At 68.5% G+C, this 13,340-nt stretch carries 11 protein-coding genes; 2 read left to right on the top strand and 9 right to left on the bottom strand.

All coding sequences use genetic code 11. From position 1 onward, the window contains the following. Positions 1-52: 52 nt before the first annotated feature. From WT53_RS18960 to WT53_RS18925, 8 genes are all read right to left on the bottom strand, one after another. Positions 53-742, bottom strand: coding sequence for a hypothetical protein (locus tag WT53_RS18960; protein ID WP_059822073.1), 690 nt, complete (start codon positions 740-742; stop codon positions 53-55). Between the two features lie 12 nt (positions 743-754). Continuing rightward, positions 755-2,566, bottom strand: a complete 1,812-nt coding sequence (locus WT53_RS18955; protein WP_060261028.1) for a putative porin — start codon at positions 2,564-2,566, stop codon at positions 755-757. 92 nt (positions 2,567-2,658) lie between these two features. Beyond that, a complete protein-coding gene (locus WT53_RS18950; protein ID WP_060261025.1) occupies positions 2,659-3,357 on the bottom strand; it encodes a TonB family protein in 699 nt (232 codons plus the stop codon). A 4-nt stretch (positions 3,358-3,361) separates the two neighbouring features. Beyond that, on the bottom strand, positions 3,362-3,772 hold the full coding sequence (locus WT53_RS18945) for a biopolymer transporter ExbD (protein ID WP_027780971.1): 411 nt from the start codon (positions 3,770-3,772) through the stop codon (positions 3,362-3,364). Between the two features lie 19 nt (positions 3,773-3,791). Further along, positions 3,792-5,597, bottom strand: coding sequence for a DUF2341 domain-containing protein (locus WT53_RS18940; RefSeq protein ID WP_060262067.1), 1,806 nt, complete (start codon positions 5,595-5,597; stop codon positions 3,792-3,794). A 65-nt stretch (positions 5,598-5,662) separates the two neighbouring features. After that, complete coding sequence (locus WT53_RS18935) at positions 5,663-7,318, bottom strand: ShlB/FhaC/HecB family hemolysin secretion/activation protein (protein WP_230624761.1); 1,656 nt, start codon at positions 7,316-7,318, stop codon at positions 5,663-5,665. A gap of 151 nt (positions 7,319-7,469) precedes the next feature. Beyond that, positions 7,470-8,117, bottom strand: a complete 648-nt coding sequence (cysC, locus tag WT53_RS18930; RefSeq protein ID WP_060261020.1) for an adenylyl-sulfate kinase — start codon at positions 8,115-8,117, stop codon at positions 7,470-7,472. Then, positions 8,114-9,289, bottom strand: a complete 1,176-nt coding sequence (locus WT53_RS18925) for a TIGR03032 family protein (RefSeq protein WP_060261017.1) — start codon at positions 9,287-9,289, stop codon at positions 8,114-8,116. The genes cysC and WT53_RS18925 overlap by 4 nt, the downstream gene beginning before the upstream one ends. 602 nt (positions 9,290-9,891) lie before the next feature. On the opposite strand from WT53_RS18925, the gene WT53_RS18920 reads away from it, so the two are divergent. Further along, a complete protein-coding gene (locus WT53_RS18920) occupies positions 9,892-10,458 on the top strand; it encodes a hypothetical protein (protein WP_060261015.1) in 567 nt (188 codons plus the stop codon). A gap of 34 nt (positions 10,459-10,492) precedes the next feature. Further along, positions 10,493-11,488 (top strand): type II secretion system minor pseudopilin GspK, encoded by a 996-nt coding sequence (gene gspK / locus WT53_RS18915; RefSeq protein ID WP_034204559.1) that lies wholly within the window; start codon positions 10,493-10,495, stop codon positions 11,486-11,488. 67 nt (positions 11,489-11,555) lie between these two features. Here the strand turns inward: gspK and WT53_RS18910 are convergent, their stop codons facing one another. Next, positions 11,556-13,190 carry a transposase gene (locus tag WT53_RS18910; protein ID WP_060261012.1) on the bottom strand — a complete coding sequence of 545 codons (1,635 nt, stop codon included), beginning with the start codon at positions 13,188-13,190 and terminating at the stop codon, positions 11,556-11,558. Positions 13,191-13,340 lie beyond the last annotated feature (150 nt).

Raw genomic sequence — 13,340 nt, 5'->3', positions numbered from 1 at the left:
TTCCTCCTGTTCGACGAATCGATGGATTCCTGTGCGGCATCGCGCGACGCGCTCACGGTGCGCTCGCCGCCGATGCCGATGCCGATTCCGGTGCGGGTGCCGTGGCGGCCGCACGCGCGGCCGGATCGTACTTTCCCGCATACAACGCATCGCCGTAGCGCTGCGCGAGATCGTCGTACTTCACGCGAGCCGACTGTGCGAACGGCTGCCTCGACGCGAGGAACGTGCCGATCCCGACATGCTCGTACGCATCGAGAATCTCGTGCCCGACGCGATACAGCTCGGCATTGTGTGCCTGGCAGGTTTTCAGTTGCGTGTCACGCGCGGCGACGTCCTTCTGCAGTTGCGCGTGCTGCGCATCGCGGGCGCGCGACACGGCGAGCAAGTCCTCATAGGACGCCTTGTATTTCGCGAGCGACTTCGCGTCCTGCTCGCGGCCGGCCCGCTCCTGCGCGAGCGCGCGCTTCGCGGCCGCCTCGGCGCCCGAGTCGCCGCGCGCCGCTGCAAGCTGGCCCTGCATCGCCTTCAGTTGGGCGAGCGCATCGTCGCGCTGCTTCTCGGCCGCCGCCTTGTCGCTCTGCAACTGCGCCTGGCTGTCCTGCAACTGGCGCAGCTCCTGCACGGTCGAGCGCAACTGGCTGCGCAGCTTGTCCTCGATGCTCTGCGCGTGCGCGCCGACGGCCGCGAACAGCAGCGCGGCGGCGACGGCCGCCGCCGGCATCGTGCGAGTGATCGTATTCATGCGCGGCTCCGGTCAGAAGCGAGCATTGAGCTCGATCTGCAGCACGTCGATCGACACCGGCGGCCCGTACACTTCCTTCGAGCTCAGGTAGCGGGCCGACACCCACGTGTCGCGCGCGACCGCATAGGCTGCGCCGATCACGTAGCCGCGTGCGTTGGTGCCGCCGAGATGGAAATCGGGATCGTTGAACGCGTCGAGCACGGCGTCCGGCTGCAGGTACTTGTACGCGATCGAGAAATTCCACTGGCCCTTCTCGCGCGGCTCCGGCTCGCCGACCGTCGCCTTCGCGAGGAAGCCGTTCGGGCCGCTGCGATAGTCGGCGCGCGTCGCATTCACCGACGTCGCTTCGTAGTTGTTGACCGGCAGCGACGCCGCCGCGAACGCCTTGTTGTCGTTGTACGCGAGGTTGCGCACGTATTCGCCGTCCAGGCGCAGCTTGAAGCGGTCGGCCACGACGGTATCCCACTGCGCCTTCAGGTCGAGCAGCCGGTAGTTGTACGCGAGCCCGAAGAGCTGCGGCTGCGGCGTCATCCCCGGCGCGAGGTTCGGGTTCTGCACGATGTTGCGCAGCGCGATCAGCGTGTTGCCGCCCTGCATGAACGCGGGCGCCTCGTTGTCGGTGCTGCAGTTGGTCGCGCCGAGATACAGCGCGCACGGCGACGACAGCGTGCCGCGCATGTTCTGGAAGTCGTAGTACGCGACCGCGCCACGCAGCCGGTTCTTCGCGTCGATCTTCCAGTCGGCGCCGAACTGCGCGCCGAACATCCACTTCGTGTCGCTGCCGGCCTTGTCCGTGCTGTTCGACGGGAAGTTCTCGCTCGTGTACTGGATCGGGAACACGCCGAGCGTGCCGAACAACGTGACGTCCGGATTCCACGGCAACGCGTGGCGCAGGTTCGCCGCGAGCCCGTCCATCATCAGGTCGTCGGAGAACACGAGGTCCGACTTGAAGAACGGATTGTCGAAGCGGCCGGCCGTCAGGTTCAGCCACGGCGTCGGCTTGTACGCGAAGAACGCCTTGTTCAGCCAGATGTTCTTCTTCGCGAAGCCGCCGCCGGCGGTGGCCGTGGTCGACACCGGCCCGTTGTCGTTGCCGCTCGCGAGCTGGATGCCGGCCGTCATTTCGTCGGACAGCGTCGCGGTCACGCCGAGCCGCGCACGGTAGCGCAGCAGGTTGTTGCGGTTCTGCGTGGTGTTCTGCGTCGGCAACTGCGTCGTGTTGGTGTTCGGGTTGATGTCGAACCCGTTGCCCTGGTTGATCGCCGCGAAGTTCGTGACGTTGTTCGCGTTGCGGCTGCCGTAGAAGTGATACTCGTCGCGCACGCGCAGGTCGCCGTCGAGCTTGATCCGCGACACCCAGTCGGGGAACGTGTTCGGCTGCGCCCAGTTCTCGGCCTTCGCCTGTGCGATCACTTCCTGCTTCACCTGGTCGCGGATCTGGTCGCGCACGAGTTGCGGCACGTACGGCACCGCGACGTCGCCCGGCTGCGTCGGCGGATTGACCACGCCGCCCGCGACGACCGGTGCGCCCGACCCGCGCGCGGCGCGCGCCTGCACGGCCTCGGTGCGCGCCTCGCTGATCAGCTCGTTCGCATTCTGCTGCGTGAGCACGCCGCGCTTGACGAGCAGGTTGATCAGGTTGATCACCACGCTTTCCGTCGGCGCGGCCTTCCCCGATGCCGCCTGCGCCTCGAGCGATTGCGCCTGTGCGACGGACGCGCACGTCAGCCCCAGCGTCAGCACCGCCGCGCCGACGCGCGACAGGCGCGCGGGCGGCGCGCCGTTGCAGGGCACCCCGCCCCGTCCATTCATCTTCCGAATCATCGAAGCACTCCGAACAATTTTCGTTTCTTTTCCGGCAGCATCCGTACGACGAACCTGCCCCATGATTCTTTCGTGGTCTCTCTCGCGCATCGTCATGCCGGCTTGCGGCCCTGAAGCTTGACGAGCACCGGGTACGACGTCGCCGGCGGCGGCACTTCGTCGACCTTGCCGAGCGCCTCGACCGCCGCAACGACCGCCGCATCGATCTTCGCGTCGCCGGTCGACTGCGCGACCGTCACCTTCGTGATCCGCCCCGACGCATCCATCCACAGGTTCAGGCTGCCGGCGAACCGCGCGCCGCCGGCCTCCTGCACGCCCTTGTCTTGTTCGATCGCACGCTGCAGCACGTACACCATGTACTGCGCATAGCTCGCGTTGCCGAACTTGCCGCCCCCGCCGCTGCCGACCATGCCCGAGCCGTCGCCCGCGCCGATGTTGAAGCTGTCGGTGCCGGCCTGCGCGGGCGCGTTCATCGTCATCTGCTTCGGCTGGTTGTCCGACGGCTTCGGCGCCTCGGACGGCTTCGGCGCGATCGTCGGCCGGTCGACCGGCGTCTTGACCTCTTCCTTCACCTTCTCGGGCGGCGGCTTCTGCTTCGGCGGCGGCGGGGGCGGCGGCAACGGGATCACCGTCGTCACCTGCGGCGCGCTCGCGCGCTTCACGCCCGCGGTGTCCTCCGCGAAATGCCAGATCAGCGCGGCGAGCCCGGCGAGCACGAGCGCGATCGCAACCGGCTTCACGAAGCGGCCGGGGCCTTTCTGCGGCGGGCCGCCGTTGTAGGTCATTTCCATCGCGTCAGCCGCCCTGCTTCGCCTTGCCGGTCACGAGACCGACCTGTGACAGGTCGAGCCGGCGCAGCAGGTCGAGCACGTCCATGACCTTCTGGTATTGCACGGCCGCGTCGCCCTTCAGCACGATCGGGAATTCCGGATTGGTCGCCTTCTCGGTGCGCAAGCGGCTTTCGAGCTCGTCCATCGTCACCGGATACGCGTCGAGGAACACCTGCCCCGAATCGGCGACCGTGATCGCCTTCGTCTTCGGTTTCGCGAGGCTCGCGGACGAGCTCGCCTTCGGCAGGTCGACCTTGATGCCCTGCACCGACGCGGTCGTCATGATGATGAAGATGATCAGCAGCACGTACGCGAGGTCGAGCATCGGCGTGATGTTGATGTCGTCGTACGGCTTGTCGTCGTCCTGAACCTGCATGGTGGTCTCCTGCGTGCGGTCAGTCGGCCAGCACCGCGTGGTCGGGCGCGCGATGCGCTTCGGCCAGGCGCGTGACGAATTCGTCGACGAACACCTGCATGTTCGCGGTCACGTTCTTGTTGCGGATCAGCAGGTAGTTGTAGCCGAACAGCGCGGGAATCGCGACGAACAGGCCCGTGACGGTGGCGAGCAGCGCAGCCGCGATACCCGGTGCGATCGCGTTCACGTTCACGTCGCCGGCCGCCGCGATCGCCGCGAACGTGATCATCACGCCGACCACCGTGCCGAGCAGGCCGAGGAACGGGCCGCCCGAGATCGCGATCGTCAGCAGTACCATCGATTTCGACAGCCGCTGGTTCTCGCGCACGAGCGTCGCGTCCATCGACGCGCGGATCGCCTCGATCGATTCGGACGTGATCACCGTGCGGCCGTTGCCGTCCACGCGGCTGTGAATTTCATGCACGCCGGCCTTGTACAGCCGGTACAGCGACGACTGGTACAGGCGCCGCCCTTCCGCGCTGCCTTCGTCGACGTGCGCGAGGCCGACCAGGTGACGCCCGGCCACTTCGCGGAAACGCTGCACGAAATACTGGTTCGCCTTGTCGACGGTGCCGACGTAGCGCGCCTTCGTCCACATCACGATCCACGACACGAGCGCCATCCCGAGCAGGATCGTGATCACGACCCACGCGTCGACGGTCACCGACTGCACGATCACGCCGAAGTAGCCGAAGCCGAAGCCCGACTGCTTCTCGTCGGCGCCGTACGCGACCAGCTTCGATTCCGAGCCTTGCGCGAGCGCGTCGACCGCGATCGCGGCGGGCGAACGCGCGATCTTCGACAGGCGCAGTTCGTCGAGCGCGCCCGCATACGCGGCAAAGCCGGCCGGTGCGCCGGGCGCATCCGCGCCGATCGTCGTCACGCCGTTCAGCGCGGGCAGCGTTGCCGCGACCTGCGACACCTGCTTGCCGTTCGCGTAGACGGTCAGGTTCTTGCCGTCGGCCGTGACCGCGACATACGTCCACTGGTTCGCGGCGACCGGCGACGCGGCCGGCGTGCGCACCGGCGCCGGATTGCCGGCCGCGCCCTGGACTTCCGCGAACGGCACGCCGTTGTCGAGGCCGATCAGCAGCGCGTTCGCGCCGTCGCGGCGGCCGTACAGCAGCGTGTTCGGCGCGAGCGCCGACGGCTTGACCCACGCGCTGAACGTGAAGCTGCCGCCGGCGGGCACGTTCAGCGACGGGCTCGCCGGCAGCGTCAGCGACCCCGTGCCGTCGAACCGCGCGCCCTTGCCGACGATGCCGTCCTCGATCGTGCGGAACGACGCGTTCTGCGCGTGGTTGCCGTACGCGGTCGCGTCCTTCGGCGGGGCGCCGGCCGCGCCGTTGAAGTGATAGACGAGCGTGTAGTCGGGGTCGAACGTCTCGGCCGGCTTGCCGCCGTCCGGCGCCTTCTTGTTGCCGTAGTACATCCAGATCGACTCCGCGGCGCCCGCCGGCAGCTTCGGCACGTCGACCCAGATCAGCGCGACGCCGAGCACCGGATCGTATTGCTCGACATGGAAGTTCAGCGGCGTCTTGTCGTCGGCCGCGACGAAGCGGATGTCGGCGCCGTTGTCGGCCAGCCCGTCGAACTGGAAGTTGCCCGAATGCAGGCGAATCAGCAGCGGCACGCGGCCGGCCGATTCCGCGAGGTTCGCGCCCTTCGGGCTCGCGTCGATCGTGATCGCCTTTCGGTACGACCAGTCGTTCTGCCACCATGCGTTCGCGATGCCGGGCAGCACGCCGAGCATCACCGCCAACAGGAAAAACAAGACTCGCTTCACGATCCACTCCCCGAATGAGCGGGCGCCGCGCTCGTCGCATCGCCCCGCCACGATCAAAAAATCCGTCAGAAACCCAGCCTTACGTAGAAATCGAACCGCGGGCTGTACTGCCGCGTGTAGACGCCGGCCTTCAACGGCCAGCCGGCCTCGAAATCCGCGCTCGCGTATTTCATGAGCTGCAGGCGCGTGCCGACGCCGACGCTCATCAGGTTGAAGCGCGACGTCTGCTCCGGCAGCGGGCTCAGCAGCCACAGGTGCGCCGCGTCGAAGAATGCATGGAAGCGCCATTCGTTCACCCGGCTGCCGACCGCGCCGCCGAGCCACTTCGACAGCGACGGGCTGCGCAACTCCAGCGACGCGATCACGCCGCTGTCGGCCGTGTCTTCCGCCTGCATGTAGCCGCGCACGCTGTTCATCCCGCCGGCGGCAAACTGCTCGCTCGACACGAGCGGCGAGTTCGAGATCTGGCCGCTCACGTGCGCATTGGCCTGCATGTCGTTCGCGAAGCGCTGCGTGTGATTCACGTCGAACTTGCCGTACACGAAATCGGGTGTCGCGTTGTAGCGCTTGTTGTCCCACGCGCCCCAGTCGCTGCCGAGGCCGCGGATGTTCGTCGTCAGCGACGCGGAGAACGACGTCTGCGAGTTCTTCAGGCTCAGCTGGCCGTTGTACGACAGCGTCACCGGCACGTAAGTGAGCGGCGCCGTCGAGCCGCCCTGGCCCGGCAGCGACACGTCTTCGTCGTAGTGCTTGCGGTCGATCTCGATGCTGACCGTATGCGCGTAGGTCTCCGTCGCCGGCAGCGAATAGATCGCGGTGAAGCCGTACGTGGTGCCCTTGCCGAGCACGTTGGTGTTGCCGACCGACGCGACGTTGCTGTCCGAATGCACGACCGTCGCCAGAAAGCTCCAGCGCGAATCCTTGATCGGCGCGAGATACGAGAACGCGTAGACGCGCGCATCGTTCGGATGCTGCGGCGCGATCACGTAGGTGCCGGAAATCACGTGGCCGAGCTGCCACAGATTCGAATAGCTGAGGCTCGCAGTCGTGCGCAGCGTCGACGTGCCGGGGCTGTTGTCGTTGTTCAGTTCGAGCGAGCCGTGCAGCGGGCTGTGATCGTCGACCTTCAGGTCGACGTCGACCGTCTGCGGCAGCGCGCCCGGCTTCAGCACCGGAATCACCTGGCGGTCCGCCGAGCGGTTCAGGTCGGTGAGCTGCTGCTGGGCCTGATTGAAATCGGGCACCTTGCCTTCGGCCAGCGCGGGCACCGCGTCGCGGATGTTCTGCGGCGAGTTGTATTGCGCGCCGTCCACGCGCAGACGCCCGACCTTCGCCTCGGTCACCTGCAGCAGGATCACGCCGTTCTTCACCTGCTGCTGCGGCAACTCGACGACGACCGACTGGTAGCCGCGATCCTGATACGCCTTCTGCAACGCATCGCGGGCCGCGTTCACGTCGGCGAGCGTGCGGCCCGGCCCTTCGAACGGATAGACGGCCTTCTCGATCTCGAGCGTCGGCAACGTCGTGTTGCCGCGCACCACGAAGGCATTCACGTCGAACGACTGCGGCGCGGCGGGCGCCGCCTTCGCGGCCGGCGCGGCAGCGTCCTGCGCATGAACGCCCGGCGCGACACTCAAGCCTCCGGCCAGCACGGCGCCGGCCAGGCATCGGCCATTCAGCCGCCATCGTTCGCGTGACTTGCGGTCTACTCTCGGCGGCATGCGCCATTCCCCTTTGTCGTTCCGGACCGCAGCGAAGCTGTCGCGACCCCGTCGCTCGCCCCGCTATCAGTTGCCTGTTTCACTTTGATGACGATTGATTCGTCATCCTTATCATGATCCGCGCAATGCTTTTCATGCCGTCGAGCCGAACTCAGCCGTGATGCGTCGGCGCCGCCTGCGCATCCGCTTGACAACCGAACTGCGTCACGGCGAATTGCAACAGCGTATCGACGCACGTCGCGAGCGATGCGCGGCCGGTATCGAGCGTGAGATCGGCTTTCACCGGCGGTTCGTACGGCGCCGAAACCCCCGTGAATTCCGGCAGTGCGCCGCACCGCGCCTTCGCATACAGCCCCTTCGGATCCCGCGCCTCGCAGCACGCCAGCGGCGTGCTCACATACACTTCACGGAACGCCGGCCCGACGATCGCTCTCGCCGCATCGCGCATCGCCGCGAGCGGCGAAATGACCGCGACGATCGCCAGCGCGCCGGATTCGCTCGTCAGCGCCGCAACTTCGGCGATGCGCCGCACGTTTTCGAAACGATCCTGCACCGTAAAACCGAGATCCCGATTCAGCCCCGTACGCAGCCGGTCGCCGTCGAGCACCACCGGATGCATGCGTCGTTCACGCAGTCGCGCCGCTACCGCATCGGCCAGCGTCGTCTTGCCCGCGCCGGATAACCCGGTGAGCCACAACACCCCGCCGGCCCGCCGTGGCGACACGCGCCGCTCGTCGCGGGGCACGTCTACCGATAAGGACGAAACGACGTCGGGAAACCCGCAACGATCGATCTTCATCGCGCACGCTCCGCCGCCTTCGCGGGTTCGTCGTCCTCGCGCGGACGCGTCTGCCAGAAGCCGCCCTGCATCGTCACGATCGACGGCGTCTCGGCCCATTGATGCGGGCTCAGGATTTCGGCACGCCGCACGTTCGGGATCACCTGCACGTCGAAGATCTCGTCGACGCCGTTGAAGAACTGCAGGATGCCGAGCACGTCGCCGGTGTTCGCGTCGAGCGCGGCGACCCCCGCGACCAGCGCATCCGATTCGCTTTCGATCGGCAGCCCCTGCGGGCCGCGTTTGTCGCGCAACTTCGACAGCCCGACGAACAGCACGCCCCCGTATTCGGCGAGACCGTGCGTGAAGCCCGGCAGTTTCGCGAGCACGCGCCGCGCGCCCGACTGCGGATCGATCTGCAGCACGTGGCCGCGGCCGCCTTCGAGCACGTGCAGGCGTCCGCCGATCACGCGCGGCGAATGCGGCATCGACAGCCCCGATGCGACGATCCGGCCGGACGGCACCTCCATCACGATGCCGCCGTCGGCCATCCCGCTGCGCCAGCCGAACGGCTCGTTGCTCATGCCGAGCGCCGTCGCGAACCGCACCTTGCCGTCGGCGAACGCCATGCCGTTCAGGTGGCAGCGATCGTCCGGCACGGTCTCCGTCACGAACGGCGGCTGCCAGATCGGCGTGAAGTTGAAATAGCCGTCGATCACGCTGATGCAGGAATAGCGTGTGTTGACCGCGAGCACGATGTGCTTGTCGAACGCCATGTCGTGCAGGTCGAGATCGCCCGTGTAATAGGCCATGCGCGGCACGAACATCGCGTCGTAGTGATCCGGTCGGGCCGGATAGCGCGGCGCGAGCGTCGATACGTTCGCGAACACCATCAGCTCGTGCATCGTCGCGATCGCGAGCCGCTTGCCCGACACGGCCATGCCCATCGAACGCGGCAACAGGCATGCGGACAGCGTGGGCACGCCGTCGTCGACGCCGATCACGGCCACGCCGGACGGGCGGCGGCTCACGGCCAGCGAGCACCCGAGCGCCTCGAGCACCTGCAGGAAGCGCCCGGTGTCGCGCAGGTTGATGACTGGCGACAACGCTTCCGCCTGCCGCGCCGATACGTCGTCCGTCGGCGCATCGGTTTCTCCCGCCGGCCGGGTTTCCTCGAACTGTTCCACTGTCATGCACCTGTCGGCTTCACGCCGCCTGATGAGAAAAAAACGCTCGCTTGTCTGCCGGCCCGTCGGCCCGATGCACGCGCATCGGTCGCGAACGGGGCCGCGTACGGCGCACCAAGTCGCAGCTCCCACCTACCTAGACGGAATGAAGCGCGCATTGCCGCAATGTTTTTTGCGTGACGTCGACCGATCCGCCGGCACGGGCAGCGGTCGACGCAAGCGGCCTGCATGCGTGCAGCCGCTCCGTCGCGCGAGACGCGCGAGATGCGGCGCATGACCTTGCGTGGCCCCCATTTCGTATACGTGTCGTTGCCTGGCCGACGCGCGGCGCGTCGGCCGCCTGCCGGCAAGCGAGTCGCCGTCCGGCCGGCCCGCGAGCGAAAACGCGACGGGCAGCGTGCGGCCCGACAATCCTCCGGTTTCAACCGGGAAGTTTTTGTGACATTCGACTGAAGATATTCACGAAACACGCGCGAAACACGGGGTGCGATCGTCGGGACCGTTTACGCCGCACCGCAAACCGCGAGCAGGTGCGAAATCCTGCGGCTTGCAGCCGCCCGATTCGTCCTAGCTATTGAGAACGGAACATGTCAACGACAGGACACTTCATGTCATTCGCCACGATGCTCGTACGGTGGCTCGCCGGGCGGTTGGCCGGCGCCGCCGGATTGCCGGGCCAGCTGCATCCGCGCGCCGCCGCTCGTGCCGCGTCGAATCCGCCGCTGCGCTGGCGCTCGCCGTGGCTCGCGTGGCAACTGCTGTCGTGGTCCGTGCTCACGCTGCTCGCGCCGCCGGTCTGGACGATCGGCACGCTGCTGCTGATCAATCCGTCGAGCGATCAGCCGCTGTTCTGGGCGCTCGCGATGGCGATCGTGCCGGTCGCGAACGGGGTCGCGATCGTCGCGACGAACCAGCGGCATCACCGCACGCCGTTCACCCGCCGCCCCGCGGTTGCAGCCCACACGTTCGCGATCGCGATGACCGTCGGCTGCACGCTGTTCGTGCTGCTGCTGTGGCGCTCGCACGCGATCGCCGACCTGGTCGGCCCGCTTGCCGACGACGGCATGCGCCCCGCGACGCTCGCGTGCTGGGTCGCAGGCCTCGCCGCGCTGTTCGGCGTCACGTCATCCGCGCATGCGAGCATCGCGCATGCGTGGTTGGCGTTCGAGGTGTGAGCGCGCCGCGCCGACACTGCGGAGGGGCACGCGGATGCATCGATACGGGACGGGAAGGACGGCATACGCACCGCGCGAACGCGGCATCGCGATCGTGACGGTGCTGCTCGTCGTCGCGCTCGCGGCCACGCTCGCGGCCAGCGTACTGTGGCGCCAGCAGGTCGCGACGCGCGACGTCGAGAACCAGCGGCTCGCGACACAGACGATGTGGATCGAGCGCGCGGCCGTCGAATGGGCACGCGCGACGCTGCGCGCGCAAAGCGCGACGTCGAACGTCACGTTCGTCGGCCAGACGTGGTCGGCGCCGGTCGCCGACGTGCAGCTCTCGGACCTGCTGCCGTCCGACGCGCTGGCGGTCAATGCGGAGCTGTCGCGCGCGTGGATCTCGGGCAGCGTCGAGGACGCGCAGGCGCGCTTCAACCTGATGAACCTCGTGTCGCGCGCCGCGCCCGGCAAGCCGTGGCAGTCCAACGGCGAAGGCGTGCTGGCGTACCGGCGCCTGCTCGGCCAGTTGTCGCTCGATCCGGCGCTCGCGCAACCGACGGCCGACTACATGCTGCGCTCGCTGCGCGACGCGAACGGCCCGGGCGGCTGGCCGCTGCAGCTCGTGTCCGTCGACGATCTCGCACGTATTCCCGGCTACGACGCGCATGCGATCGAAGCGCTCGCGCCGTACGTCACGATCCTGCCCGACCTGACCGTCGTCAACGCGAACACCGCGACCGAACCCGTGCTCGTCGCCGCGATCCCGACGCTGTCGGCGAGCCAGGCCAAGCGGCTCGTCGACCGGCGCGCGACCGCCTACTTCGTGAGCACCGGCGACATCGCCGAATACCTGCTGCCCGCGCAGGGCGGCAACCCGACGTTGCCGGACGGCTCGGCCGTCGGCGTGAACAGCGGCTACTTCATCGTGCATTGCCGCGTGCATTCGGCGCGGATCAACGCGCGCGTGGACACGCTGATCGCACGCTACGGCAGCGGCAATTTCGCGTGGACGTCGGTGATCTGGGTGCGGCGGCTGACGAGTTGAAGCCGGATGCGGCAGAGACGGGCGCGGCGAACGCCGAGCCGGGCCGGCAACGTGCGGTCGGCGCCGGCTAATTCAGCGACGACTCGCTCAACGTCACCGGTCGCTGCCCCGGCGACGCCGCCGCGTCGAACGACAAGCGCGTGAAGCTCGTCTCGCGCACTTCGCCGAGCAGCCGGTTCCAGTCGTCGATCGACACGAGCAGCGCGATCGGCCGGTTGTACTTGGTGACCATCACCAGTGCCTCGCCGGCGTGCCGCAGCGCCTTCGACGGATTGCTGCTGAAGTCGCGCGTCGCCATCGCGATCGTGCGCAGGCTGAATACGTTCGCGGCCGGATCGTCGCCGTTGTCGTGCAGCAGGCACTCGAGCGTCGCGGCGCGCAGCAATGCCTGCGACTTCGACGACAACCGGCTGTCGCGGCGGCGCCGCCGTTCGCTGCGCGGGTCGACGTGCACGGCGAGCATCCGCACGATCTGGCCGAGCGCCGTCGCGGGCAACCGGTCGTAACGCTGCCACCAGTCGGGCGGCAGCGCGATCATCATGCCCGCATAGGTGGCCGTCACGCCGTCGGCGATCAGCGACGGCAGGCGCGCGGCGTCGCGCGCATCGAGATCGAGTGCGCCGTCGACGACGCGCGTCATCACACTGAACGCGTTGTAGGCGAACGCCGCGATCCCGCTCGCCAGCAGCGCCGCGCGCGCGGGCACGGCGCCGAACGGCGTGCCGCCCGTCACGGACTCGAGCGCGAGCGGCAACGCGTCGCGCCAGCGTCGACGCGACAGCGCCACGATCTGCGGCGCGTCGAACCGCTCGGCCGACAGGTCGGTCAGCAGCGTGACGCTTTCGCCGGGCACCTCCGCGCGTTCCCATTCGATCTGCCGAAACGTGTCCGACGCGCCGCCTTCGCCGGCCATCGCGACGGATCGTTCGCGAACGCGCCCGGCGCCGAACACGCCGGCGTCCTGCCAGTCGCCGAGCGGCCGGCAGGCGGCCGAACGGCCGTATTCGCGCAGCACGAACGCGCCGCCCCGGCGCGGCCAGCCGGACAGGATCGCATCCGTATCGAAGCGCCCGTCGACGATCCACAGCTCGCCGGGCCGGACCGCTTCGAGCAGCGCGCCGACGAATGCGCGCTCGTGCGACCGGCCGCGCTCGCAAGGCAGCAGGTCGACGATCATCCCGAGATCCGGGTCGTACACCGGCAGGACGCGCGCACCGCCGGCCGCCGCATCGCGCGCCGGGTCGTCGCACGCGCGCCCGCAATCGCAACCGTCGGCTCGCGGCGCACAGGCCTCGCCAGCCCCATCGAGCACGCGCAGCCGCATCCCGTCGACGGCGCACGCACCGTCTACGCCGCGCACCGACGCGACCGGCAGCAGCAGGTCGACGCTGTCCCTGGCCAGCGCACGCCCCCAGCCGGACCGCCACCGGCTCATGCAATCGTGCAGCGCCGTCACGGCTGCGCCGAACCCCGGCGCGACGGCGCCGGCCGCATCCGGCATCCGCCGCCACGCGGCAATCGCCGCGATCGCGTCGACGGCAGCGGCGAACAGCGCCTCGCGGATCGACTCGCCGTCGGGCTCGTCGCCGGCGCCCGCCGCGGCGTCGACCCAGTCGTCGTGTAGCGCGCATTGCAGGACGAGCCGCGCCATGATCGTCATCGGGCTCTGCTCGACGAAGCGTTCGACGATCGTGCGCATCATCGCGTTACCCCACACGGTCCGGTCGAGCGCGCGGGCCGCCGCACCGGCATGCGCTCGCGCGCGTCGAACCGCGTTCGCACTTGACGCAGCGCGATCGACCCCGCAGCATCGTGAGCGACCCGCTCCGCGCGACGCCGCGCCGTCGCGGCG

Source organism: Burkholderia sp. MSMB2157WGS, assembly GCF_001532755.1.
In the GTDB taxonomy this organism is placed as follows: Bacteria; Pseudomonadota; Gammaproteobacteria; order Burkholderiales; family Burkholderiaceae; genus Burkholderia.
The sequence above is the reverse complement of the archived record's forward strand: the minus strand, read 5'-3'. Positions and strand labels throughout refer to the sequence as shown.